The organism is Streptomyces sp. NPDC006624 (genome assembly GCF_040611555.1).
Taxonomy (GTDB): Bacteria; Actinomycetota; Actinomycetes; order Streptomycetales; family Streptomycetaceae; genus Streptomyces.
Genome location: NZ_JBEXOM010000002.1, coordinates 1 through 25,193 on the forward strand (window position 1 = coordinate 1; position 25,193 = coordinate 25,193).

22 protein-coding genes and 1 pseudogene are annotated in these 25,193 nt (G+C 72.6%); 13 read left to right on the plus strand and 10 right to left on the minus strand.

Features of this window, described 5'->3' with window-relative positions:
- The first annotated feature begins 87 nt into the window (after positions 1–87).
- Positions 88–888, plus strand: coding sequence for an AIM24 family protein (locus ABZY20_RS03625; RefSeq protein ID WP_356436048.1), 801 nt, complete (start codon positions 88–90; stop codon positions 886–888).
- Between the two features lie 116 nt (positions 889–1,004).
- A complete protein-coding gene (locus tag ABZY20_RS03630; protein WP_356436050.1) occupies positions 1,005–1,481 on the plus strand; it encodes a MarR family transcriptional regulator in 477 nt (158 codons plus the stop codon).
- A 15-nt stretch (positions 1,482–1,496) separates the two neighbouring features.
- On the opposite strand, the gene ABZY20_RS03635 is transcribed toward ABZY20_RS03630, so the two are convergent.
- Both ABZY20_RS03635 and ABZY20_RS03640 read right to left on the minus strand, forming a co-directional pair.
- Positions 1,497–2,939: an ATP-binding protein gene (locus tag ABZY20_RS03635; protein WP_356436052.1), complete on the minus strand. Its 1,443-nt coding sequence runs from the start codon at positions 2,937–2,939 to the stop codon at positions 1,497–1,499.
- Entirely contained in the window at positions 2,936–3,604 is a 669-nt protein-coding gene (locus tag ABZY20_RS03640; protein WP_356436055.1) for a response regulator transcription factor, read from the minus strand. Before ABZY20_RS03640 ends, ABZY20_RS03635 begins: the two co-directional genes overlap by 4 nt.
- 116 nt (positions 3,605–3,720) lie before the next feature.
- On the opposite strand from ABZY20_RS03640, the gene ABZY20_RS03645 reads away from it, so the two are divergent.
- Entirely contained in the window at positions 3,721–4,335 is a 615-nt protein-coding gene (locus ABZY20_RS03645; protein ID WP_356436057.1) for a PepSY domain-containing protein, read from the plus strand.
- Positions 4,336–4,704: 369 nt separating this feature from the next.
- Here the strand turns inward: ABZY20_RS03645 and meaB are convergent, their stop codons facing one another.
- Together meaB and ABZY20_RS03655 are read right to left on the minus strand one after the other, a co-directional pair.
- A complete protein-coding gene (meaB, locus tag ABZY20_RS03650; RefSeq protein WP_356436060.1) occupies positions 4,705–5,661 on the minus strand; it encodes a methylmalonyl Co-A mutase-associated GTPase MeaB in 957 nt (318 codons plus the stop codon).
- 57 nt (positions 5,662–5,718) lie between these two features.
- Positions 5,719–6,927: an acetyl-CoA C-acetyltransferase gene (locus ABZY20_RS03655; RefSeq protein ID WP_356436063.1), complete on the minus strand. Its 1,209-nt coding sequence runs from the start codon at positions 6,925–6,927 to the stop codon at positions 5,719–5,721.
- Positions 6,928–7,075: 148 nt separating this feature from the next.
- Between ABZY20_RS03655 and mce the strand changes: the two genes are divergently transcribed.
- The 7 genes from mce to ABZY20_RS03690 all read left to right on the plus strand — a co-directional run bounded on the left by mce (position 7,076) and on the right by ABZY20_RS03690 (position 16,996).
- On the plus strand, positions 7,076–7,516 hold the full coding sequence (mce, locus tag ABZY20_RS03660; RefSeq protein ID WP_356436066.1) for a methylmalonyl-CoA epimerase: 441 nt from the start codon (positions 7,076–7,078) through the stop codon (positions 7,514–7,516).
- A 233-nt stretch (positions 7,517–7,749) separates the two neighbouring features.
- Positions 7,750–11,697, plus strand: coding sequence for a polarized growth protein Scy (gene scy, locus ABZY20_RS03665; protein WP_356436068.1), 3,948 nt, complete (start codon positions 7,750–7,752; stop codon positions 11,695–11,697).
- 183 nt (positions 11,698–11,880) lie between these two features.
- Complete coding sequence (locus tag ABZY20_RS03670; RefSeq protein ID WP_356436071.1) at positions 11,881–12,816, plus strand: cellulose-binding protein; 936 nt, start codon at positions 11,881–11,883, stop codon at positions 12,814–12,816.
- Between the two features lie 85 nt (positions 12,817–12,901).
- A complete protein-coding gene (locus ABZY20_RS03675; RefSeq protein ID WP_356436072.1) occupies positions 12,902–13,864 on the plus strand; it encodes an ABC transporter ATP-binding protein in 963 nt (320 codons plus the stop codon).
- 2 nt (positions 13,865–13,866) lie between these two features.
- Complete coding sequence (locus ABZY20_RS03680) at positions 13,867–14,637, plus strand: ABC transporter permease (RefSeq protein ID WP_356436074.1); 771 nt, start codon at positions 13,867–13,869, stop codon at positions 14,635–14,637.
- 122 nt (positions 14,638–14,759) lie between these two features.
- Positions 14,760–16,109 carry an ABC transporter ATP-binding protein gene (locus ABZY20_RS03685; RefSeq protein ID WP_356436076.1) on the plus strand — a complete coding sequence of 450 codons (1,350 nt, stop codon included), beginning with the start codon at positions 14,760–14,762 and terminating at the stop codon, positions 16,107–16,109.
- Positions 16,106–16,996, plus strand: a complete 891-nt coding sequence (locus ABZY20_RS03690) for an ABC transporter permease (protein WP_356436077.1) — start codon at positions 16,106–16,108, stop codon at positions 16,994–16,996. Before ABZY20_RS03685 ends, ABZY20_RS03690 begins: the two co-directional genes overlap by 4 nt.
- 22 nt (positions 16,997–17,018) lie before the next feature.
- Here ABZY20_RS03690 and ABZY20_RS03695 read toward each other — a convergent pair whose 3' ends face one another.
- Positions 17,019–17,351, minus strand: a complete 333-nt coding sequence (locus ABZY20_RS03695; RefSeq protein WP_356436080.1) for an ATP/GTP-binding protein — start codon at positions 17,349–17,351, stop codon at positions 17,019–17,021.
- Between the two features lie 300 nt (positions 17,352–17,651).
- Here ABZY20_RS03695 and ABZY20_RS03700 point away from each other — a divergent pair, with 300 nt between their 5' ends.
- Entirely contained in the window at positions 17,652–18,680 is a 1,029-nt protein-coding gene (locus tag ABZY20_RS03700) for an LLM class flavin-dependent oxidoreductase (RefSeq protein WP_356436083.1), read from the plus strand.
- A 144-nt stretch (positions 18,681–18,824) separates the two neighbouring features.
- On the opposite strand, the gene ABZY20_RS03705 is transcribed toward ABZY20_RS03700, so the two are convergent.
- Positions 18,825–19,217, minus strand: coding sequence for an SCO5389 family protein (locus tag ABZY20_RS03705; RefSeq protein ID WP_356436085.1), 393 nt, complete (start codon positions 19,215–19,217; stop codon positions 18,825–18,827).
- 253 nt (positions 19,218–19,470) lie between these two features.
- Here ABZY20_RS03705 and nucS point away from each other — a divergent pair, with 253 nt between their 5' ends.
- Positions 19,471–20,142, plus strand: coding sequence for an endonuclease NucS (nucS, locus tag ABZY20_RS03710; protein WP_356436088.1), 672 nt, complete (start codon positions 19,471–19,473; stop codon positions 20,140–20,142).
- A 55-nt stretch (positions 20,143–20,197) separates the two neighbouring features.
- On the opposite strand, the gene ABZY20_RS03715 is transcribed toward nucS, so the two are convergent.
- From ABZY20_RS03715 to ABZY20_RS03730, 4 genes are all read right to left on the minus strand, one after another.
- The gene (locus ABZY20_RS03715) at positions 20,198–22,687 is read right to left on the minus strand and encodes an ATP-binding protein (protein WP_356436091.1); all 2,490 of its coding nucleotides are present in this window, start codon (positions 22,685–22,687) and stop codon (positions 20,198–20,200) included.
- Positions 22,688–22,954: 267 nt separating this feature from the next.
- Positions 22,955–23,278: an STAS domain-containing protein gene (locus ABZY20_RS03720; RefSeq protein WP_356436094.1), complete on the minus strand. Its 324-nt coding sequence runs from the start codon at positions 23,276–23,278 to the stop codon at positions 22,955–22,957.
- A 149-nt stretch (positions 23,279–23,427) separates the two neighbouring features.
- Positions 23,428–24,276, minus strand: a complete 849-nt coding sequence (locus ABZY20_RS03725; RefSeq protein WP_356436096.1) for a 3-hydroxyacyl-CoA dehydrogenase family protein — start codon at positions 24,274–24,276, stop codon at positions 23,428–23,430.
- Between the two features lie 116 nt (positions 24,277–24,392).
- A complete protein-coding gene (locus tag ABZY20_RS03730; RefSeq protein ID WP_356436098.1) occupies positions 24,393–24,563 on the minus strand; it encodes a hypothetical protein in 171 nt (56 codons plus the stop codon).
- Between the two features lie 91 nt (positions 24,564–24,654).
- Here ABZY20_RS03730 and ABZY20_RS03735 point away from each other — a divergent pair.
- Positions 24,655–25,038, plus strand: a pseudogene (locus ABZY20_RS03735) (ATP-binding cassette domain-containing protein); the annotation flags it as partial.
- Between the last annotated feature and the right edge of the window lie 155 nt (positions 25,039–25,193).

The following is a 25,193-nucleotide window of genomic DNA, read 5'->3' on the forward strand; positions in this document are numbered from 1 at the left end:
ACGCAGCGCGCACGCCAAGCCATGCACCCACCGGGACCGAGAGGTCACAACCCTACCCGTGAGGGCTGCAGAAGGGATGGTCCTCTAATGAGCACCTACGGAACTCCGGGGGCCGGCCCCGCGGTCTTCGACCCGGCGACGCTGCCGTCCGACGACAACGTCACCCCCTACGCCTTCTGCGTGGAGCTCAAGGGGAGCCAGTGGTTCCTGCAGAAGGGGAAGATGATCGCCTACTACGGCTCGATGGACTTCAACGGCGTCGGGCACGGCCGGCTGGACCGTCTGGTGCGCACATCCTTCCATTCGCCACTGCACGCGAGCGACTGGGTCGTGGCGGAGGGCTCGGGCAAGATGCTCCTCGCCGACCGGGCCTTCGATGTGAATTCGTACGACCTCGAGGACGGCAACCTGACCATTCGCTCCGGCAATCTGCTCGCTTTTCAGCCAACTCTGTCGCTGAAGCAATCGATCGTGCCGGGTTTCCTGACCCTCATCGGAACCGGGAAGTTCGTCGCCGCGTCCAACGGGCCGGTGGTGTTCATGGAACCCCCCGTCCGGGTCGACCCCCAGGCCCTGGTCGGCTGGGCGGACTGCCCCTCGCCCTGCCACCACTACGACCACGGGTACATGACCGGCGTCATGGGCGGTCTACGTGCGCTGACTGGCCTCGGCGGGGCTTCCGGCGAGGAGCACCAGTTCGAGTTCGTGGGCGCCGGCACGGTGCTGCTGCAGTCCTCCGAGACCCTGATGGCCGAGCAGGCCGCGGGGGCCGTTCCGCACCAGCCGGGGGTGCCCGGCGGCGGGGCGCACAGCCCCCAGGCGGGCCAGTCGGGGGTACCGCGCCTTCCCGGACAGCTGGGGGACCTCCAGCGTCGCTTCGGGCTGTGAGCGGTAGTCTGCGGAGTGTGACATCGAACGCCTGAGCACCACTGTTCGGCAGGTGTGCGCCGTCACACGCAACCCCTCACTAGTTCGCCTTTCAACCTTTTAGGTAGACTTCATTCATGGAGACCGAGACGGCCACCCGCTGGCTGACGGATGCGGAGCAGTGCGCCTGGCGCACCCACCTGGAGGTCAACAAGCTGTTGACATACCAGCTCGAGAAGGACCTGCAGCCGTTCGGCCTGACAATGAACGACTACGAGATCCTGGTGAATCTCTCCGAGTCCGACGACCAGCGGATGCGGATGAGCGACCTCGCCTCCGCCACCCTCCAGTCCAAGAGCCGGCTCTCGCACCAGATCACGCGCATGGAGAACGCGCACCTGGTCCGGCGGGAGAACTGCGAGTCGGACCGCCGGGGGCTCTACGCGGTCCTCACCGACCACGGCATGGCGACGATGCAGAAGGTCGCGCCCCACCATGTGGCGTCCGTGCGCAGGCACTTCATCGACCTGCTGTCCCCCGAGGCCCTGACGGAGCTCGACAAGGCCCTCAAGCCCATCGCGGAGCACCTGCGCGGCCAGCGCGGGCGCCCGTAGCCCGCCCGGTCCCGGTCAGGCCGCCGAAGCGGGGCCTGACCCGGGCGACCGGCCCTGGACCACCGGCAGGCGGAGCTCGAACAGGGCTCCGCCCGCGGGCCCCCGCCCGGCCGTGAGCGTGCCGCCGTGCCGTACGGCCACGTCCCGGGCGATGGCCAGGCCCAGCCCGGCACCGCCGTCGTCGCGGCTGCGGGCGGCGTCCAGCCGTACGAACCGTTCGAAGATCCGCTCCCGGTCGGCCTCCGGTACCCCTTCCCCGTCGTCCGCCACGGCGACCACGGCCCGGTCCCCCTCCCGCCGCACCGTCACGGTGACGGCCGAACGGGCGTGCCGCTGGGCGTTGTCGAGCAGATTGGCCAGCACGCGCCCCAGCTGCCCCCGGGATCCGGCCACCTCCACCGCCTCGGCGTCCACGCTCACACGGGTCCGCCCCTCGGCCTCCTCCCGGGCCAGCCCGGCGAGGTCGACCTTCGCGTCCGCGGGCCGCTCCCCCGCGTCCAGCCGGGCGAGCAGCAGCAGGTCGGCGGCCAGCCGCTGCAGCCGCACAGTGTCCTCCACGGCCCCGTCGAGGTCCAGCAGCTCGGGATGGGCGGCGGCCACCTCCAGCTGCGTCCGCAGCGAGGCGATCGGGCTGCGCAGCTCGTGGGAGGCGTCGGCGACGAAGCGGCGCTGCCGCTCCACGGAGGTCTCCAGCGCAGCGAGCGTCTCGTTGGTGGTGCTGGCGAGCCGGGCGATCTCGTCGTGCGTGTCCGGCTCGGGGACGCGCCGCGTGAGGTCCTCGGACCGGGTGATCGCGGCCATCTCGCGCCGGATGCCCTCCACGGGCCGCAGGGCCCGCCGGGTGACCAGCCAGGTCACACCCGCGACGACGGCGAGCAGCAGCGGGAACCCGATCAGCATCACCGTCAGGGCGGTCCGCACGGCCCCGTGCTCGGCGGCCAGCGGCGCGCCGGCGAAGACCTTGAGGTGCCCGCGGTCGTGGGTCTCCACCTCCACGGCGGCGAACCGGTAGTCCTCCGTGTCCCCGTCGACCGTCGCCGACCCGTTCCGGAAGACGCTCTCCCCGGAGATCTCCCCGGGTTCGAGGGGCTCGGCCGAGTCGTCGGAGTCGTCGTCGCCGTCCCCGCCCGCGGCCGGCTGCGGCTTCACCCGTGTGCTGTCCGTGCCGCTGATCCGCTCCAGGTCCTCGCTGACCGCGACCAGCCGCTCGTCCTCGTCGAGCACCTGCACCGGCCCGATGTCCCCGTCCAGCCCGGACAGCTGGTCGTACGGCGTCCCGGCGGCGAGTTCGGAGGCGACGGCCCGCGCGGAGCGCTCGGCCTGCGTACCGGCCTCGCCCATCAGGTTGGACCGCAGGGACAGCAGCACGGCCGCCCCCGCCGCGACCAGGGCCACCGCCACCACCAGCGTGGCACCGAGGGTGGCCCGCGCCCGGACGGACCCGAACAGCCGCCTCACGGCGAGGTCTCCAGCCGGTACCCGGCCCCGCGCACGGTGCGGATCAGCCCCGGGCGCAGCTTGCGCCGCAGGGTGCTGACGTACACCTCGACGATGTTCGGATCGCCCTCGTACGCGAAGTCCCAGACGTGCTCCAGGATCTCGGACTTGGACACCACCTCCCCGGCCCGCAGCACGAGCTGCTCCAGCACGGAGAACTCCTTGGCGGTGAGGGCGATCTCGTCCTCACGGAGGAACACCCGCCGGGCGGCCGTGTCGAGCTTCAGGTCCCCGTGCACATGCACCGGCGAGGCCCCGGCCCCCTGCCCGCGCCGCCGCAGCAGCGCCTTGATCCGGGCGACGAGCACGACGTACGAGAACGGCTTGGTCAGATAGTCGTCGGCGCCCGTGTCGAGCCCCTCGGCCTCGTCGTACTCGCCGTCCTTGGCGGTCAGCATCAGGATCGGCACCTCGTGCCCGGCGGCGCGCAGGGCGGCGCAGACCCGGTAGCCGTTGAGCCCGGGCAGCATGATGTCCAGGATGACGAGGTCGTAGCTCCCCTCCGAGGCCCGGTGCAGCCCTTCCCGCCCGTCGTGGACCACATCCACGGCGTACCCCTCGGCCGTCAGGCCCCCGGCGAGCGACAGGGCCAGCCGCTTCTCGTCCTCCACGATCAACAGGCGCATGCCTCAAGAGTGGCAAAGGCAACCTGAAGATCCCTTCAGGGGCCTTCAGCTTCCTCTCAGCCTCCCTCGGCCAGAGTCGAAGACGTCGAAAGCGAAACGACTCGGGAGGAACCCGCATGAAGCGCAACATCGTGATCGCCGCCGTGGCCGCCGCCGCTCTGATCGGAGGCGGTACCGCGACGGCCCTCGCGACCACGGGAGACGACGACGGCCCGGCGCGGCAGGCGGCCGACACCCGGCAGACGGGCGACGGCACCCGGGACGACCGCGAGGACGACGACGCGGCGCGGGCCGCCTCCTCCGACGTCACGGCGCCCGAGGCGATCGCCTCCGCGCTGAAGCACACCCCGGGCACGGCCGTCTCCGCCGAGCTGGACGACGAGGACGACGGCGACAAGGTGGTCTGGACGGTCGACGTCCTGTCCGGCGACGACACCTGGCACAGCGTGAGCGTCGACCCGTCCAGCGGCAAGGTCCTCGGCGCGCACACCGACGACGAGGACGACACGGCACAGGTGCGGGCGGCGCTGAAGGGCTCCTCGGTGACGGCCGAGGAGGCCGCGAAGGCCGCCGCCGGCAAGGGCGTGGTGACGTCCGTCGACCTGGACGACGACAGCGGCGACACGTCCTGGGAGGCCGAGACCCACCGGTCCGGCGGCGCCGAGCAGGACTGGACGATCGACCTGAAGACGGGCAAGGTCACGGCGGACCGCTCGGACGACCAGGACTGACCGGTCACTGCGGCTTCCACCGCCCCGGCGTCCGTGCCGCCGCCGGGGCGATACGCATCCCGGCGGCGCGCGGAGTGCGGCTGCGGGCACCCGTGCCTTCCCAGCGGCACGCATGCCCGCAGCGAGGCGGGACCGGCGCCCCGCAGCGGGGCGGACCCGCACCCGCGCACGCACGGAAGGGGACGTGCCGGGGGCTGTCCGCCCGCAGCGGTCGGCGCGTCAAAGAACAGTCAGCCGATAGACAACTCCATCGCGCCGATCCGAGGACGGACACCCCCCGGCGCGGCCCCGCCCCACACCCCGCCGGCAGGCGCAACCCGCACCCCCGCCCACGCCGCACAGGCCGCCGCAGGCAAAGCCCCCCGGCGCTCAGCCCTCCGTCAACCCCGCCACCAGCTCGTCCGCCGCCCGGTAGGGATCCAGCTCCCCCGCCACGATCCGCTCCGCCAGCGCCCCCAGGCGCCGGTCCCCGTGCAGGTCGCCGATCCGTTCCCGCAGGGCCGTCACCGCGATCGTCTCGACCTCGCGCGAAGCCCGGGACATCCGCCGCTCCGCGAGGACGCCCCGCTCCTCCATCCAGGCCCGGTGCTTCTCCAGCGCCTCCACGACCTCGTCCACGCCCTCGCCCCGCGCGGCGACGGTCTTGACGATCGGCGGGCGCCAGTCGCCCGGCCCCCGTGCCTCGCCCAGCCCCAGCATGTGGTTCAGCTCGCGGGCCGTCGCGTCGGCCCCGTCCCGGTCCGCCTTGTTGACGACGTACACGTCACCGATCTCCAGGATCCCGGCCTTGGCCGCCTGGATCCCGTCGCCCATCCCCGGCGCGAGCAGCACCACCGACGTGTCCGCCTGCGAGGCGATCTCCACCTCCGACTGCCCGACCCCCACCGTCTCGACGAGGATCACGTCGCAGCCGGCCGCGTCCAGCACCCGGATCGCCTGCGGCGCGGCCCACGCCAGCCCGCCCAGATGCCCGCGCGTGGCCATCGAGCGGATGTAGACACCCGGATCGGACGCGTGGTCCGACATCCGCACCCGGTCCCCGAGCAGCGCTCCGCCCGAGAACGGGGAGGACGGGTCGACGGCGAGCACGCCGACCCGCTTGCCCTGCTTGCGGTACGCCGTCACCAGCGCCGAGGTCGACGTCGACTTGCCGACACCCGGCGACCCGGTCAGCCCCACGACGTACGCCCCGCCCGTCAAGGGCGCGAGCGCCGCCATGACCTCCCGCAGCTGCGGGGACGCCCCCTCCACCAGGGAGATCAGCCGGGCCACGGCCCGCGGCCGCCCCTCCCTGGCCTGGGCCACCAGCGTGGAGACGTCCTGCATCACAGCTCCGTTCAGAAAAAGGACCTACCCGAAGAGACCGAGGAGACCGGCGCGGTCTCAGGCCTTCGGTACCCGGACGATCAGCGCGTCACCCTGACCACCGCCACCGCACAGCGCGGCGGCGCCCACGCCGCCGCCCCGCCGCTTCAGCTCCAGCGCCAGGTGCAGCACCAGCCGCGCGCCGGACATCCCGATCGGGTGACCCAGGGCGATGGCACCACCGTTGACATTCACCTTTTCGGTGGACACGCCGAGGTCCTTCATGGACTGCACGGCCACCGCGGCGAACGCCTCGTTGATCTCGATGAGGTCGAGGTCCGCGACCTCCAGCCCTTCCTTCTTCAGGGCGTGCAGGATGGCGTTGGACGGCTGGGACTGCAGCGAGTTGTCCGGCCCGGCCACGTTGCCGTGGGCGCCGATCTCGGCGATCCACTCCAGGCCCAGCTCGCGCGCCTTGGCCTTGCTCATCACGACCACGGCGGCGGCGCCGTCGGAGATCTGCGAGGCGGAGCCGGCCGTGATCGTGCCGTCCTTGGAGAACGCCGGGCGCAGCTTGCCGAGCGACTCCGCGGTCGTGTCGCCGCGGATGCCCTCGTCCTTGCTGAACAGCACCGGGTCGCCCTTGCGCTGCGGGATCTCCACCGGCGTGATCTCCGCCTCGAACAGGCCGTTCTTCTGCGCGGCGGCGGCCCGCTGGTGCGACAGCGCCGCGATCTCGTCCTGCTCGGCCCGGCCGATGCCCAGGCGCGTGTTGTGCTTCTCCGTCGACTCGCCCATGGCGACGCCGTCGAAGGAGTCGGTCAGGCCGTCGTGGGCCATGGAGTCGAGCATCTGGACCGCGCCGTACTTGAAGCCCTCGCGGGACTTCGGCAGCAGGTGCGGGGCGTTGGTCATGGACTCCTGGCCGCCGGCGACGACCACGTCGAACTCGCCCGCGCGGATCAGCTGGTCGGCGAGCGCGATGGCGTCGAGGCCGGACAGGCACACCTTGTTGATGGTCAGCGCGGGCACGTTCATCGGGATGCCGGCCTTGACCGCGGCCTGGCGCGCCGGGATCTGCCCCGCCCCGGCCTGCAGCACCTGGCCCATGATCACGTACTGCACCTGGTCGCCGCCGATCCCCGCACGGTCGAGGGCGGCCTTGATCGCGAAGCCGCCGAGGTCGGCTCCGGAGAAGGACTTGAGTGAACCGAGCAACCGTCCCATGGGCGTCCGCGCGCCCGCGACGATCACCGAGCTGTTCGCCTCAGATGTTCCAGAAGTCATGAGCTGCGATCCCCTTACCGGCTGCACAGCCGAGGAGTGAACGAGGGTTTACTTCGAATGTACTGAGTGGCACTCCGTGCCGTCATCGGGCTGTCGGTGTGATCGCGCGCACGTTGCGTAACCACCGCGGGGGCGCTGCACTGAATTCATGCTGACGCGAATCGACCACATCGGAATCGCCTGCCACGACCTCGACAAGACTGTCGAGTTCTACCGTGCCACCTACGGCTTCGAGGTGTACCACTCCGAGATCAACGAGGAGCAGGGCGTGCGCGAGGCCATGCTCAAGATCAACGAAACGTCCGACGGCGGGGCCACCTACCTGCAGCTTCTCGAGCCGACCCGCGAGGACTCCACCGTCGCGAAGTGGCTCGCGAAGAACGGGGAGGGCGTCCACCACATCGCTTTCGGTACGGCGGATGTGGACGCGGACGCCGCGGACATCCGCGACAAGGGCGTACGCGTGCTGTACGAAGAGCCGCGACGCGGTTCCATGGGGTCACGGATCACCTTCCTGCACCCCAAGGACTGTCATGGCGTACTGACAGAACTGGTCACTTCGGCGCCTGTTGAGTCACCTGAGCACTGACCCTCGTACATAAGGGCCGGTAGGGTTGGGTGCGGTCGCCGCTGAGTCCAGGGTGACCGCGGTCCCGCCGTGCGACGGCAGGACCACCGGGGTCCGGGTTTCGGGGGACGAGCGTCGGGGCAGCAGCCTCTGCTCCGCCGATGATCTGACACCATTCCCCGGGGGCCCCGTTCGGCGGATGGACGGAGCTCGTTCGGAAAGAGTTGCGACCAGGGGACGGATGGGACCGCGCAGTGCGGGGCTACGAGAGCCAGGAGCGAGAGCCGGCGGCTGACGTCGACCACCTCTCTCGGTTCGAAGCCGAGATGAAGCGGCTGAAGACCGAACGGGAAAAGGCGATCCAGCACGCCGAGGACCTCGGCTACCAGGTCGAGGTGCTGCGCGCCAAGCTGCACGAGGCGCGGCGCACCATCATGTCCCGGCCCTCCTTCGAGGGGGGCGACATCGGCTGGCAGGCCGAGCAGCTGCTGCGCAACGCGCAGATGCAGGCCGACCAGATCCGGGCGGACGCCGACCGGGAGCTGAGCGAGGCCCGGGCGCAGACCCAGCGGATCCTCCAGGAGCACGCCGAGCAGGCGGCCCGGCTGCAGGCGGAGCTGCACCAGGAGGCGGTGACCCGCCGCCAGCAGCTGGACCAGGAGCTGGCCGAGCGCCGCCAGACGGTCGAGTCGCACGTCAACGAGAACGTGGCGTGGGCCGAGCAGCTGCGCGCCCGCACCGAGCAGCAGGCCCGCCGGCTGCTGGAGGAGTCCCGCGCCGAGGCCGAGCAGTCCCTGGCCGCCGCCCGCGCGGAGGCCGAACGGCTGGCGACCGAGGCCCGGCAGCGGCTGACGAGCGCGGCCGAGGAGGCCCGGACCGAGGCCGAGCAGATCCTGCGGCGCGCCCGCGCGGACGCCGAGCGGCTCCTCAACGCCGCCTCCACGCAGGCCCAGGAGGCCACCGACCACGCCGAGCAGCTGCGCACCTCCACCGTCACGGAGTCGGAGTCCGCGCGCCGCGAGGCCCAGGAGCTCAGCAAGGCCGCCGCGCAGCGGATGGCCGAGGCCGAGGAGGCGCTGCGCAAGGCGCAGGCCGAGTCGGAGAAGCTGGTCGCGGAGGCCAAGGAGGCCGCCGCCAAGGCCCTGGCGAGCGCCGAGTCCGCGAACGAGACGCGCACGCGCACCGCCAAGGAGCAGGTCGCCCGGCTGGTCGAGGAGGCCACGAAGGAGGCCGAGAACACCAAGTCCGAGGCGGAGCAGATCGTCGCGGACGCCCGCGCCGAGGCCGAGAAGATCGTCGCCGAGGCCTCCGAGAAGGCCCGGACGCTCACCGCCGAGGAGACCGCGACCCAGCTGTCCAAGGCGGCGCGGACCGCCGAGGAGGTCCTCACCAAGGCGTCGGAGGACGCCAAGAAGACCACCAGGGCCGCGGCCGAGGAGGCCGAGCGGATCCGCAAGGAGGCCGAGGCCGAGGCGGACCGGCTGCGGGCCGAGGCGCACGACATCGCCGAGCAGCTCAAGGGCGCGGCGAAGGACGACACCAAGGAGTACCGCGCCAAGACGGTCGAGCTGCAGGAGGAGGCCCGCCGGCTGCGCGGCGAGGCCGAGCAGCTGCGGGCGGACGCCGTCGAGGAGGGCGAGAAGATCCGCGCCGAGGCCCGCAAGGAGGCCGTGGCGCAGATCGAGGAGGCGGCGAGGTCCGCCGAGGAGCTGCTCGCCAAGGCCAAGGCGGACGCGGACGAGCTGCGCACGACGGCCCAGACGGACAGCGAGAAGGTCCGCACGGAGGCCATCGAGCGGGCCACGACCCTGCGCCGGCAGGCCGAGGAGACCCTGCAGCGCACCCGGCAGGAGGCGGAGCGGCACCGCGAGGAGGTCGTCGAGCAGGCGGAGGCGCTCAAGGCCGAGGCCGAGCGCGCGGCGCGCGAGCTGCACGCGGAGACCGAGCGGGCCGTGGAGGCCCGCCGGGCGGAGGCCGCCGAGGAGCTGACGCGGCTTCGGAGGGACGCCGAGGAGCGGCTGACGGCGGCCGAGCAGGCGCTGTCGGACGCCCGCGAGGAGGCCGCGCGGATCCGCCGCGAGGCCGCCGAGGAGAACGAGCGGCTGCGCGCGGAGGCCGCCGAGCGGATCCGTGCGCTGCGGCAGCAGGCGGAGGCCGAGGCCGAGCGGCTGCGCGACGAGGCCGCCTCGGACGCGTCGGCCGCGCGGGCCGAGGGCGAGGCCGTCGCCGTACGGCTGCGGTCGGAGGCCGCGAACGAGGCCGAGCGGCTGAAGTCGGAGGCGCAGGACAGCGCCGACCGCATGCGCGCGGAGGCCCAGGCCGCCGCCGAGCGGCTGGCCGCGGAGGCGTCCGAGACGCTGGCCGCCGCCCAGGACGAGGCCAACCGGCGCCGCCGCGAGGCCGAGGAGCTCCTCGGCAGCGCCCGGCAGGAGGCCGACCAGGAGCGCGAGCGGGCCCGCGAGCAGAGCGAGGAGCTGCTGGCCTCGGCGCGCAAGCGCGTGGAGGAGGCGCAGACCGAGGCCGTCCGGCTGGTCGAGGAGGCCGACCGGCGGGCCACCGAGATGGTGTCGGCGGCCGAGCAGCACGCGCAGCAGGTCCGGGACTCCGTGGCGGGGCTGCACGAGCAGGCCCAGGAGGAGATCGCCGGGCTGCGCAGCGCCGCCGAGCACGTGGCGGAGCGGACGCGGCGGGAGGCGCAGGAGGAGGCGGACCGGGTCCGCGCGGACGCCTACGCCGAGCGCGAGCGGGCGAGCGAGGACGCGGGCCGGCTGCGGCGCGAGGCGCACGAGGAGACCGAGGCCGCCAAGGCGCTCGCCGAGCGGACGATGTCCGAGGCGATCGCGGAGGCGGAGCGGATCCGCACGGAGGTCTCCGAGCACGCCCAGCGGGTGCGCACGGAGGCCTCGGACACCATCGCCGAGGCCGAGCAGAACGCCTCGCGTACCCGGGCGGACGCCCGCGAGGACGCCAACCGCATCCGTTCGGACGCGGCGACGCAGGCGGACACCCTCATCACCGAGGCGCGCAGCGAGGCCGAGCGGCTCACCACGGAGACGGTCCAGGAGACCGACCGGCTGCGGATGGAGACGGTCACCGAGGCCGAGCGCGTCCGCACCGATGCCCTGTCCGAGGCGGAGCGCCTGCGGTCGGAGGCGGCCGGCGAGGCCGAGCGGGTGCGGGCCGAGTCCGTCGCCACGGCCGAGCAGCTGGTCGGCGAGGCCACGAGCGAGGCGGAGCGGCTGCGTGCCGAGGCCGCCGAGACGGTGGGCGCCGCGCAGCAGCACGCCGAGCGGCTGCGCGGTGAGGCCGAGCGCGTCAAGGCCGAGGCGGAGGCGAAGGCGGAACGGCTCGTCGCCGGTGCCCGCGAGGAGGCCGAGCGCACACTGGACGAGGCCCGCAAGGACGCCAACAAGCGGCGTTCCGAGGCGGCCGAGCAGGTCGACAAGCTCATCACGGAGACCACGGCCGAGGCGGACAAGCTGCTGAGCGAGGCGCAGCAGCAGGCGCACAAGACCACCGCGGAGGCCGAGTCGCAGGCCGACACGATGGTGGGCGCGGCCCGCACGGAGGCCGACCGGATCGTGTCCGAGGCGACGGTCGAGGGCAACTCGCTGGTGGAGAAGGCCCGTACGGACGCCGACGAGCTGCTGGTCGGCGCGCGCCGGGACGCCACGCAGATAAGGGAGCGCGCCGAGGAGCTGCGCGAGCGCATCACCTCGGAGATCGAACAGCTGCACGAGCGCGCCCGCCGGGAGTCGGCCGAGACGATGAAGTCGGCGGGCGACCGCTGCGACGCACTGATCAAGGCGGCCGAGGAGCAGCTGGCGAAGGCGCAGGCGAAGGCCAAGGAGATCGTGTCGGAGGCCAACTCCGAGGCGGGCAAGGTCCGTATCGCCGCGGTGAAGAAGGCGGAAGGGCTGCTCAAGGAGGCCGAGCAGAAGAAGTCCACGCTGGTCCGGGAGGCCGAGGAGCTCAAGGCCGAGGCGATCCGCGAGGCGAAGCGCACGGTCGAGGAGGGCAAGCGCGAGCTGGAGGTCCTGGTCCGCCGCCGCGAGGACATCAACGCCGAGATCTCCCGTGTCCAGGACGTGCTGGAGGCGTTGGAGTCCTTCGAGGCCCCCGCGGCGTCCAAGGACGGCGGAGTCAAGGCGGGCGCCACGGTCGGCGCGCCCCGATCGGGCGGCAAGTCCTCGGAAAGCTAGCGAAACGGGACGAAACCGGTGTGGGCCAGGGGCTTTGACCATGTCTTTGGCAAGCATTCCGGCGGCGAGCCACCCAAAAGGGGTGTCATTTTCCAGATCAAACGTGCATCCGCTCGATGACACACCGTTTCGGCCCCTAGGATTCCACCTATCACCTCACCGGTCTCATTCGACAGGAACCCCATGAGCGACACTTCCCCCTACGGCTTCGAGCTTGTGCGGCGTGGGTACGACCGCGCTCAGGTGGACGAACGTATCTCCAAGCTCGTCTCCGACCGTGACAGCGCTCTCGCCCGCATCACCGCTCTGGAAAAGCGCATCGAGGAGCTCCACCTCGAGACGCAGAACGCCCAGGCACAGGTCACCGACGCCGAGCCGTCGTACGCCGGCCTGGGCGCGCGCGTGGAGAAGATCCTCCGCCTCGCCGAGGAGGAGGCGAAGGACCTGCGCGAGGAGGCCCGGCGCGCGGCGGAGCAGCACCGCGAGCTCGCCGAGTCGGCGGCCCAGCAGGTGCGCAACGACGCCGAGTCGTACTCCGCGGACCGCAAGGCCAAGGCCGAGGACGAGGGCCTGCGGATCGTCGAGAAGGCCAAGAGCGACGCCGCCCAGCTGCGCGCCGAGGCGCAGAAGGACGCGCAGTCCAAGCGGGAGGAGGCGGACGCCCTCTTCGAGGAGACCCGCGCCAAGGCCGCGCAGGCCGCCGCCGACTTCGAGACCAACCTCGCCAAGCGCCGCGAGCAGTCCGAGCGCGACCTGGCCTCCCGTCAGGCCAAGGCCGAGAAGCGTCTGGCCGAGATCGAGCACCGTGCCGAGCAGCTGCGCCTGGAGGCGGAGAAGCTGCGCACGGACGCCGAGCGCCGCGCCCGCCAGACGGTGGAGACGGCCCAGCGCCAGGCCGAGGACATCGTGGCCGACGCCAACGCCAAGGCCGACCGCATCCGTTCGGAATCCGAGCGCGAGCTGGCCGCCCTCACCAACCGCCGCGACAGCATCAACGCCCAGCTGACGAACGTCCGCGAGATGCTCGCGACGCTCACGGGCGCCGCGGTGGCCGCCGCCGGTACGCCGGCCGAGGACGAGCCGATCTCCCGCGGGGTCCCGGCGCAGCAGTCCCGGTAACGCCCGGCACACGGAGTCCCGACCTCCGCGAAGCCCTCTGCCCCTCCGGGTGGCAGAGGGCTTTGTCCCGTTCTAGCGTGGCCGCATGATTGAGCTGGAGGGGCTGACCAAGCGTTACGGCGAGAAGGTGGCGGTCGACGACCTGTCCTTCACCGTGAGACCGGGCATCGTCACCGGCTTCCTCGGGCCCAACGGCGCGGGCAAGTCCACGACCATGCGGATGATCCTGGGCCTCGACCACCCGACCGCCGGCGACGTCCGGATCGACGGCAGGCGCTACCACCAGCTCAAGGACCCGCTGACGTACATCGGCGCGCTGCTGGAGGCCAAGGCCTGGCACGGCGGGCGGACCGCCTACAACCATCTGCTGTGCCTCGCGCAGAGCAACGGCATTCCGCGCCGCCGGGTGCGCGAGGTGCTGGAGACGGTCGGGCTGACGGCGGTCGCGCGGAAGAAGACCAAGGGCTTCTCGATGGGCATGGGGCAGCGGCTGGGCATCGCCGCCGCGCTGCTGGGCGATCCGCGGATCCTGATGTTCGACGAGCCGGTCAACGGCCTGGACCCCGAGGGCATCCACTGGATCCGCACCCTGATGAAGTCGCTGGCCGCACAGGGCCGTACGGTCTTCGTCTCCTCCCACCTGATGAGCGAGATGGCCCTGACGGCCGACCACCTGGTGGTCATCGGGCAGGGCCGGCTGCTCGCGGACACCTCCATGGCCGACTTCATCGACCGCAACTCGCGCTCGTACGTCCGCATCCGCTCCCCGCAGCGCGAACAGCTGCTCGATGTGCTGCGGCGGGCCGGGATCGTGGCCGTGGACGGCGGCGACGGGGCGCTGGAGGTGGACGGCGGCAAGGCCGAGCACGTCGGCGAGCTGGCGGCGCAGCACGGGGTCACGCTGCACGAGCTGAGCCCGCAGCAGGCGTCGCTGGAGGAGGCGTTCATGCGGCTGACCGCGGAGTCGGTGGAGTACCACGCGCACAGCGGCAGGAGCGCCGAGCCGGCGCGGCAGCAGCAGTGGGGCGACGGCTGGAAGAAGGGCTGAGCATGGCGACGACCCAGGTCGTACGGTCGGAGTGGACCAAGATCCGGTCGGTGGCGTCCACGGTGTGGACGCTCTCGCTGGTGGTGGTCGTGACGACCGCCCTCGGCATGCTGATCTCGGCCCTGTCGAAGAACGAGTTCGACGGTATGAACGCGCAGCAGCAGGCGGAGTTCGATCCGACGTTCACCAGCTTCGCGGGGATGAGTCTCGGTCAGCTGGCGATGATCGTGTTCGGGGTGCTGGTGGTGTCCAACGAGTACAGCACCGGCATGATCCGCACCTCGCTGGCCGCGGTGCCGCGCCGCGGGTCCTTCCTGTTCAGCAAGATCGCGGTCGCCACGGCGCTGGCCCTGCTGGTCGGCCTGGTCACCAGCTTCGCCGCCTTCTTCCTGGGGCAGGCGATGCTGGGCGACCTGCGGGCCGAGATCGGCGATCCGGGGGTGCTGCGGGCGGTGCTCGGCGGCGGCCTCTACATGGCGCTGATCGCGATGTTCTCCATGGGCGTCGCCGCGATGCTGCGCTCACCGATGCTGTCGCTGGGCATCCTGATGCCGTTCTTCTTCCTGATCTCCAACATCCTCGGGAACGTCGACGCGACGAAGAAGGTCGGCCGGTTCCTGCCCGACCAGGCCGGCAGCAAGATCATGCAGGTCGTCGCCCCGGTGGACGACGACACGCCGTACGGGCCGTGGGGAGGCCTCGGGATCATGGGGCTGTGGGTGCTCGCGGCCCTGATCGGGGGGTACGTGCTGCTGAAGAAGCGGGACGCCTAGCGGGACCGGTGTGGCGTGACCCTTTACCTGCTCTTGGGTGGAACCGTCAGCGCCTCGATATCCTCCTAACCCTTACGGGGGCGTGTGCCCCGCTGTCCTGAACCTTGCGATGGGTGCGGAGCATGATCGAAGCAGTCGGCCTGACGAAGCGCTACGGCGACAAGACCGCTGTGTACAACCTTTCCTTCCAGGTGCGGCCCGGGGCCGTCACCGGCTTCCTCGGGCCGAACGGCTCGGGCAAGTCGACGACGATGCGGATGGTCCTCGGGCTCGACAACCCGACGGCCGGGCGGGTGACGATCGGCGGCTACCCCTACCGCAAGCTGCCCAACGCCGCCCGTCAGGTCGGTGCGCTGCTGGACGCCAAGGCCGTGCACGGCGGCCGCTCCGCCCGCAACCACCTGCTGTCCCTCGCCCAGCTGTCGGGCATCCCGGCCAAACGGGTGGACGAGGTGCTCGGCGTCGTGGGTCTGCAGGACGTGGCCAAGAAGCGCTCCAAGGGCTTCTCGCTCGGCATGGGGCAGCGCCTCGGCATCGCCGCCGCGCTGCTCGGCGACCCGCAGGTGCTGCTGTTCGACGAGCCGGTCAACGGGCTCGACCCGGAGGGCATCCTCTGGGTGCGGAACCTGATGAAGGCGCTCGCGGCCGAGGGTCGTACGGTCTTCGTCTCCTCCCACCTGATGAGCGAGATGGCGCTGACCGCCGACCACCTCATCGTCATCGGGCGCGGGCAGTTGCTCGCCGACATGAGCGTCAAGGACTTCATCTCCGCGAACTCCGCGGACTTCGCGCGCGTGCGCACGCCGGACAGCGAGCCGCAGCAGCGCGAGAAGCTGTCCTCCGCGCTCACCGAGGCGGGCGGGCACGTGCTGCCCGAGCAGGACGGGGCGCTGCGCGTGACCGGGCTGCCGCTCCCCCGCATCAGCGACATCGCGCACCACAGCGACGTCCGGCTGTGGGAGCTGTCGCCGCATCAGGCCTCGCTGGAGGAGGCGTACATGCGGATGACGCAGAGCGCCGTCGACTACCGCTCGACCATCGACCAGAAGGAAGGCCTGCAGCAGCCGCTGCCGCCCGGCGCCCAGCCGCCGATGCCGGTGCCCGGCCAGGGCCAGCCCGGCTGGTACGCCCCGCCGCCGCCCCAGCAGGGCGGCCAGCCGTTCTCGATGCCGCCGCAGGGCGCACCGGGGCAGGCTCCGGGCCCGTACGGCGCCCCCGGAGCGGCTCCGGGCGCCCCGGGCGCCTCCGGGCCGGGCACGCCGAACCCGTACGCCCAGCCGGCGCCCCAGGCCCCGCAGAGCGCGCCGCAGACGCCTCAGGCCCCGGCGGACCCCGCCGGGCAGGCGGACGCCGCGCCGGCCCCGTCCGCGCCGCAGGCTCCCGCGCAGCCGCCCGCGGCTCCCGCCGCGCCCGCCGGTGCGCCGGCCTCCGCTCCGACCCCTGACCTGACCAAGCCCGAGGACGCCCGATGAGCAGCCCCCAGTCCCAGATGCCGCAGGCCGCGCCCGCCTGGCAGGCGGCGGCCGGTACCGCGGTCCCCGCCTCCGGCTCGCCGTACCCCGGCTACACCTCGCCGATCCCGGTGGTGCGCACGCACCTCGGGCACGCCATCGCCTCCGAGTGGACGAAGATCCGGTCGGTGCGTTCGACGATGTGGACGCTCGGCGTGTTCGTGCTGCTCGTGGTCGGCATCGGCACGCTGACCGGCGCGGTGGTGGCCGGCTCCGACCCGGCCCTGGAGGGCGAGAGCCCGCTCGGCCTCGGCTTCTTCGGCGTGCTGCTGGGCAGCATGTGCATCATCACGCTGGGCGTGCTGACCACGGCGTCGGAGTACGGCACGGGCATGATCCGCACCACGATGGTCGGATGCCCCAGCCGCGGCCGGGTGCTGGCCGCCAAGGGCGTGGTCTTCTTCCTGGTCGCGTTCGTCGTGACGCTGGTGTCCGTGACCCTCGTCGCCGTCATGCACCTGGCCATGCTGGACGGCTCGGGCGCCGAGTCGCCCTCCGGGGCGGAGTGGCTGAAGGCCACCGTCGGCGTCTCGCTGTACGTCGCGCTGCTGGGCCTGCTGTCGCTGGCCATCGGCTCGATCATCCGGCACTCGGCGGGCGCCATCACCATCATGATCGGCGCGGTGCTCGCCCCGCTGGTGATCGCTCTCTTCATGTTCTCGGAGTCGCTGCGGGCCGTGCGCGACGCCCTGTTCGAGTACTCGATCCCGAGCCAGCTCAGCGTGTTCTACGCCGCGTCCCTCAGCGAGTCGGGCCCGGGCGGCTGGGACCCGCTGTGGATCATCCTCGGCGCGACGACGGTCGCGTTCGGCGCCGCCTTCGCGCTGCTGGAGAAGCGGGACGTCTGAGGTCCCCGGGGGACCGACTCCCTCAGAATCTGGGCGCGTTACGGGACCGCTGCACCCCCGGGGTGCGGCGGTCCCGCGCGTTCCAGCAGGCCTTGTGCCAGTGCCGGCGGTCGTCGACGCCCGTGTGCTCGGACCAGGCCACGACGTGCGGCACACCGTCGGGGATCAGCTGGTCGCAGCCGGGGCAGCGGTACGACTTGCCCTGTGCGCTCGCACCGGCCACGTGCCGCACGCTCCAGTTCTCGCCCTGCCAGTGCTGCGAGGACTGCCAGCCTCCGTAGCGGCCGGGACGCTCGTCCTCGGCGCTCCGGCCGGAAGAACCGGCGCCCTTGGGTCGGTTGCGACGCGGGGACACGGGACACCTCTCGGGGCTATACAGGAAGCACGGGCCGCGTCCAGCCTACGCGGCGCCGACGCGGGTACGCGTACGGCACCAATCGTCACAAGTCCCCCGCCGGGCGAGCCGCGCTCCCCCGGGCTCCGGGACGGGGCGTCCCCGGGTTCTCGTCCCCCGGGTTCCTGCCCGGCCACCCTGCAGAGCACCCATTCTGCAGACAATCCGCAAAATACTCCGCTCGGCCGTGTCCTCGGCACGTGTCAGACGGTTATGCGCTGTGGGGGAGCTCCGTGTCGGAGCCAAGGAAGCAGGAAAGCAATGCGCGTTGGAAGTTTCGTGTTGGCGGCCCGGTTCCCCGGTCAGGGCGAGGGAGAGGCGCTGCACCGCGCGGTCCGTTCGGCCGAGGTGGCCGAGGAGGCCGGCCTGGACACGGTCTGGCTGGCCGAGCACCACTTCGTGCCGTACGGCACCTGTCCGTCGGCCGTCACCCTGGCCGCGCTGCTGCTGGGCCGCACCCGCCGCATCCGGGTCGGTACGGCGGTCAGCGTGCTGCCCACCGTCCACCCGGTGGCCCTGGGCGAGCAGGCCGCGCTGCTGCACCACACGAGCGGCGGCCGTTTCACGCTCGGCGTCGGCCGCGGCGGCCCGTGGGTCGACCTGGAGGTGTTCGGCGCGGGCCTGGAGGCCTACGAGAAGGGCTTCCCGGAGTCCCTGGACCTGCTCGCGCGCTGGCTGCGCGATCCGTCCGTGGCGGCCGACGGGGAGCGTTTCCGCTTCCGCGAAGTGCCGGTCGTGCCACGGCCGTCGGAGGCCCTGGACGAGGTCCCGGGGCCGGAGCTGGTGGTGGCCTGCACCTCGCCGTCGAGTGTCCGGCTGGCGGCCGAGCGCGGGTTGTCGATGCTGCTCGGGATGCACGTGGGGGACGAGGAGAAGGCCGAGATGGTCGCGCTGTGGGGCAGGCACGCGCGCGCCTGCGGCCGGCCGCCGGAGGAGATCCGGCGCGCGTCGCACGTGTCGGCCGGTGTCTGCCAGATCGCGGACCGGCGGGTCGACGCGGCCGAGACGCTGATCAAGGCGATGCCGGGCTGGTTGAAACAGGGCCTGGAGGCGCATGTCACGGTCGACGGGCGCACCCGCCGGATGCGCGACCCGCTGGCGTACACCGAACTGCTCTGCGGGCTGCACCCGGTGGGCACCCCGCGGCTGTGCGCCGACCGGCTGGCGGCGACCAGCGAGCGGACCGGCATCTCCCGGTTCGCCCTGCTCGTCGAGGGCTCCGGGGACCTCGCGGCGACCGAGGAGAACGTGCGCCGGCTCGGCGCCGAGGTGCTTCCCCAACTCCGGTGAACGGACCGGGTTCCGGGGGCACCGGGCAGGGTTCCGGGGGCACCGGACAGGCGACGGCCGACGACCGGGTACGTCACGCGGGCTTGCCGCTCCGGTACAGAACTGCACCTCCCGCGTACGGAGCGGCAAGCAAGCGGCGGTGCGTCAGCAGTCCCGGAACTCGGGTGACTGGTTCAGCAACTGGCTGCGGACCGAAGTGAAGCGGACCAGCGTCTCGTCGACCGAGGAGTCAAGCGGGAACACCGCCACCCGGTGGCAGTTCTGGAAGGCCAGCCGCACACCGAAGTGCCGCTGCAGCGCGCCCCGTATCGCGTCACTCGCAAGCGCACGCAGCAGCTGGCCGCGTGCCTGCTCGTCCGGCGGAGGCGTCTGGTTGTCGGCGAACGCACCGCCGTCCACCTTCAGCTGGGCCACCAGGGAGCTGATCATCTCCCACGCATAGGGCAGGGAGGTCCGGACGCAGTCGACGAATTCCGCTTCGTCGACCTCGCCTCGCTCGGCCTGTTCGAGTAGGGCCGGTGAGACGTCGAGCGACATGAGTTCTCCTCTCGCACCCCCGCTTGAGCAGGGGTTGCCGGACAGATAAGGGAGTTCGCGATGCCCAACACGCTGCGTACACACGTCGCGACCTCCCGCTCATACGGTAAGCAACCGACGGTGACGGCACCAGGAGAATGGGCAGATGAGACACTCTCGATGAGCACACCCTGCACACAATCGGCCAATAACGAACACGTGTTTTCCAGGGCGAATCGCGTCGACAGGCGCCCGTCGAGTAGCGTTGCCGACCATGCGTCTCGTCATTGCCCGCTGCTCCGTGGACTACGCCGGGCGGCTCACCGCCCACCTTCCCTCGGCCCCGCGCCTGATCCTGGTGAAGGCGGACGGCAGCGTCTCGATCCACGCCGACGACCGGGCCTACAAGCCCCTGAACTGGATGTCGCCGCCCTGCACCCTGAAGGAGGGCACCGGCGGGGACGCCGGCGTCTGGACCGTCGTCAACAAGGCGGGTGAGAAGCTCATCATCACGATGGAGGAAGTCCTCCACGATTCCTCGCACGAACTGGGCGTGGATCCCGGCCTGATCAAGGACGGCGTGGAAGCACACCTCCAGGAGCTGCTCGCCGATCGCATCGAGACACTCGGCGAGGGCTACACGCTCATCCGCCGCGAGTACCCGACGGCCATCGGGCCGGTGGACATCCTGTGCCGGGACGCCGACGGCAGGACCGTCGCGGTGGAGATCAAGCGGCGCGGCGAGATCGACGGCGTGGAGCAGCTGACGCGCTATCTGGAGCTGCTGAACCGCGACCCGCATCTCGCCCCGGTGCGCGGCGTCCTCGCGGCCCAGGAGATCAAGCCCCAGGCCCGCGTGCTCGCGACCGACCGCGGCATCGGCTGCCAGGTCCTCGACTACGACGCGCTCCGCGGCATCGAGGACGACAAGCTGCGCCTGTTCTGACCGCGTCCCTCGTCCCCCGCCGCCGTCGCCGCGGCGGCGGCGGCGGGGGGCAAGGCTAGATCACCTGCTCCGTGCTGCCGCTCTGCGACGCGCTCGCGGTGGTGTCCGTGGGCGCGCTCGGCGCCGGGCCGCTGGCGGAGTCCGAGGTGGACGGGCTGGTCGTCGTCGGGGTCGTCGTCGGCGTCGAGGGCGTGCCGGTGTCCGTCGGCGTCGGGGCCGGCGTGGACGACGTCGGCGGCTTCGTCGTCGGCTTGCTCGACGTCGGGGGCTTCGGCGAGGTGGGGGGCCTGGTCGACGCCGGCGGCTTCGAGGACGACGGCCTGGACGGGGACGCCGAGTCCTCGGGGTCCCGCGAAACGCTCGGGGTGGCCGTCGGCGTCGGGTCGTCCGAGGTGCCCAGTGTGCCGTCGGGGCCCGGATCCGTCGGGCGGCTCGTCACCACGCCCACCTCACCGCCGCCGTCCTCGGCGGGCCGGTCGGCGCCCAGGCTGCCGTCGTTGACGCCCTGGCTGGCGGACGGGTTGACGCCGACCCGGTCGGACGGCGTGCCGGGCTCGTTGTCGGAGGTGGCGCCCAGCGTCACGACCGTGCCGAGCACGGCGACGAGCAGGGCACCGGCACCGGAGGCGACCAGGTTGCGCCGCGCCAGCCCCTTGAGGCCGCCGCCGCTCTTGTCCGTGGCGGCGGGCGTGCTGCGGTGGGTGACCAGCGCCGGGGACGAGGGCGGCTGGAGCGTCGGGAAGGCCGCCGGGACCCCGCCGGCCGGGGACTGCGACTCCTCGTCGCGGGCGTCGGGCACCTCCTCGCCCGCGGTCGGCCCGAGCCCGATCGGCGTGCCCGAGCGGTCGGCGACCAGGGCGAGGGCCCGGCGTCCGGCGACGGTGCCCCGCTTGTCGGCCAGGGCGCCGCGCAGGCCGATGGACGCCTCCAGTTCGGCGCGGGCCCGGTCGAGCTGGCCGCCGCACAGGGCGAGCACGCCGAGCTCGTGGTGGAAGTAGGCCTCCTCGGCGACGTCACCGGCGAGCCGGGCGGCCTCGGCGCCGGCCCGCAGGGCCCGGTCCCAGGCGCTCCAGTGCAGCGCGGCGGCGAACGCGGGGGCGGCGGTGCGGGCCAGGTGCACGCCCGCGCTCTCCTCGCCCTCGGCGGGCGGCCGGGAGGCCGGTCCGAGGACGGACAGGGCCGCGAGGAGCGCGTCGGCCTCGGCGCACACCCGCTCCGGGGTGACCGAGGGGTGCCCGGCCCACCAGGAGTAGTGCTGGGCGGCGCTGCGGGCGTCGGCCTCGGTCGTGTCGGCGTATCCGGCGGCCTCCAGCTGTGCGGGCACGCCCGCGGCGAGCCGGTAGCGGGAGCCGACCGGGGAGACCAGTCCGCAGGCGGCCAGTTCGCCGAGCGCGGCGTCCGCGTGGGTGTCACCGACCAGGGCGGGCAGATGCGCCTGGTGCGGCACCTCGCCGCCGAGGGCGACGGCGAACCGCAGGGTGGCGCGCGCGGAGGCGCTCAGCCGGGCGGCGAGCAGCGGGGCGGGCGCGGCGGCCTCACCGAGCGAGGGCAGCGGCACGTCGTCGCCGAGCTCGTAGGGGACGGCGTCGGCCGGGGGCGTGTCCTCGAAGACGCCGAACTCGTCGACGGCGCCGGTGCCGGCGCGCAGCCGGTCGCGCTGGCGCAGCAGGGCGCCGGCCTGGACGAAGCGCAGCGGCAGGCCCTCGGACTCGAACCAGAGGTCACCGGCCCAGTTGGACTCCTCCTCGGTGAGGGCCCGGCCGACGGCGTGCTCCAGCAGCTCCAGGCCGTCCGACCGCTCCAGCCCGCCGAGCAGGACCTCCTCGACGCCGGCCGCGGCGGAGGGGGCGGGCACGTCCGGGGTGGCGGCCAGCAGGAAGGCGCACTCGGGGGTGGCGTCCAGCAGCTCGTCGAGGGCGGCGCCGCCGAACTCGACGTCGTCCAGGACGACGACGGCACCGATCTCCCGGACGTGGGTGAGCAGTTCGTCCCGGTCCGGGCGGTACAGCGGGGCGCTGAACACCGCGTGGAACAGGTCGTGGAGCAGGTCGCCGGCGGTGCGGCCGAAGCCGTTCAGGCGGACGACGCCGTCGGGCGCGAGGTCCGAGCAGTCCTCGGCGACGAGGTCGAGGAGCCGGGTGCGGCCGGAGCCGGCCGGGCCGGTGAGGCGCACGGAACGGCCGCGGGCGAGCAGACGCACGAGCTGCTCGCGCTCGTCCTGGCGGGCCAGCAGCGGCAAGGCGGGCTGCGCGGGCCCGGGCGGGACGGGCGGCCGGGCCGCGCGCTCGGTCTCGGCGCGCTCGGCGGCGGTGAGCTTCACCGGCCGGGCGGGCCGTTCGGCGGGCGGGCAGACCTCTATCTCGCTGCCGTCGACGGGGTTGACGGTCAGCAGGAAGTCGCCGGAGACCAGCTGCACCGTGCGGGCGAGCGCGGGCGCGTGCTGGCTGAAGTCGGGTGTGAGGGAGTCCCTGGGAGGGCGCTGGCGCGGCGTCCCGCCGTCACCGTCATGGCCGTACTCCTCGGGTCCCCGGTTGTTCGGGTCCATCGGTAAAGCCCCCCAAAAGCGTGTGTGTGCCTGGACAAGCCCCTCCCGGCCTTGCTGCACACCGCGCTGTCGCTTCTGGTCCGGGCCCGCTAGAAGGGTGATGTGGCAGCGGGCAGCCGAACCCTAAACCTTCGCACAGTATCTACGACAGTCCGGGGTACCGCGCCGTCCATAACGTCACGGTCTCGTGAGGATTGTGCGCGTCGCACGGTTCGGCGACGTCCGTCCGGGTCTCCCCGGTCGCCCGGTCCACACCCGCACGGGGCGTCACACCCGGGGCAGGGTCTCCACCCCGATGCCTCCCTCGATCGCCAGGATCCGGTGCAGGCGGGTGGCCACCAGCAGGCGCTGCATCTGCGGCGGGACGCCGCGCAGCACCAGGCGGCGGCCGCAGCGGCCCGCCCGCCGGTGGGCTCCCATGATCACGCCCAGTCCGGTGGCGTCCCAGGAGTCGAGTTCGGACAGGTCCAGCACCAGGTCGCCGACGCCGCCGTCGACGGCCGAGTGCAGGACCGTACGGGCGTCCGCCGCGCTGCGGACGTCGAGGCGGCCCCCGACGACCAGCTCGGCGTGGTCGCCCCTGATGTGCATATGCGCTCCCCGTGCGTGCGAATCGTGCTCCGCGTTCTGATAAGGGTGATGCAACCTCTGACTGCGTGGAGGACGCAGAGGTTGCTTCCTGTAAGCGAACCGATACCGAATTCACCCCGGGGTGTGATGGCCCCGGGGCATGTGCGGTTTCAGTGCTTGTAGAAGCCCTGCCCGCTCTTGCGGCCGATGTCACCGGCGTCAACCATCCGGCGCATCGACTCGGGGGCCGCGAACTTCTCGTCCTGGGACTCGGTGTAGATGTTGCTCGTGGCGTGCAGCAGGATGTCGACGCCCGTCAGGTCCGCCGTCGCCAGCGGTCCCATCGCGTGGCCGAAGCCCAGCTTGCAGGCGAGGTCGATGTCCTCGGCGCTCGCCACGCCCGACTCGTGCAGCTTGGCGGCCTCGACGACGAGGGCGCAGATGAGACGGGTCGTCACGAAGCCGGCCACGTCGCGGTTGACGACGATGCAGGTCTTGCCGACCGACTCGGCGAACTCGCGGGCCGTGGCGAGGGCTTCGTCGCTGGTCTTGTACCCGCGGACGAGTTCGCACAGCTGCATCATCGGCACCGGCGAGAAGAAGTGCGTGCCGACGACCCGTTCGGGCCGCTCGGTGGCCGCCGCGATCTTGGTGATCGGGATGGCGGAGGTGTTGGAGGCGAGGATCGCCTCGTCCTTCACGATCTTGTCGAGCGCGCGGAAGATCTCGTGCTTGACCTCGAGCTTCTCGAAGACGGCCTCGACGACCACGTCCGCGTCGGCCGCGGCGTCCAGGTCGGTGGTCGCGGTGATGCGGGCCAGGGCGGCGTCGGCGTCGTGCGCCTCCATCTTGCCCTTGGCGACGAACTTGTCGTACGACGCCTTGATGCCGTCGGTGCCCCGCTTCAGCGCCTCGTCGGTGACGTCGCGCAGGACGACGTCCCAGCCCGCCTGTGCGGAGACCTGGGCGATGCCGGATCCCATGAGGCCGGCTCCGATGACGGCGAGCTTCCGTGCCACTGTGCGACTCCCCTGACGCGCTGTTGATGTCTGCCTCTCGGGCGGAGACTAGCGGGCGTGAGAGCGGGCGTGAGCGCTTAGTAACGCGTTTCACGTCTCACGAGATGAGACGCGCGTCACGCGGCGCCCCGGACGGCGTAGTTGAGCACCTCCTCGCCCAACAGCCCCTCCATCTCGCCCGCCCGGACCGCCTGCGCGTACGCGCTCGTCCGCCTGGGCTCGCCTCGCGCTGCGAGCAGCACCAGCGTCTCGCGGGACACCTCGCCGCGGTCGCGCCCGGCGACCACGCGCGGCCGATGGCGCCCCGCACGGTCTGGTGGAGCCAGTTGAGCTGACCGGCGATCAGTGTGGGCATCGGGTCGTCGGCGGCGGCGCCGGCTGCCCGATCGCGCGTGCGCCGCCCTCTCCGGCGGGCGGCGGCGCCGGCTGGACATCGCCATGGCGCTCACCCACCGGCCGACGGTGCTGTCCCTGGACGAGCCGGCGACCGGCCGGGACCCGGGCAGCCGGGCCGGTCCGTGGGACCTGGCGCGCCGGCTGCGCGACGAGCACGGCACGACGGTGTTCCTCACCACGAACCACCTGGACGAGGCCGACGCCCTCCCCGGCCGGCTGGTGATCGTCGACGGGGGCGTCGCCGCCGAGGGCACCCCGAGCGCGCTGAAGCCGCGCCACGGCGGCTCGCCCGGCGCCTCGCCCCGGGGCACGTCCCTCGCCGTCACCGGCCGCGGCACCGACCCGGCCGGCCAGCCGCCCGTCGCCGCCCTCGGCCCCGGCCGGCTGGACTCCCTGTCCCACCTCATGCCGTTCCGCTCCTGGTCGACGCCGTCCGGGACGCCCCGCGTCGGCGGATGCACGACCGTCCACATGCTGTACGGCGTCCCGGTGGCGCTCGGGTTCACGGCCGGGTCCGTGAC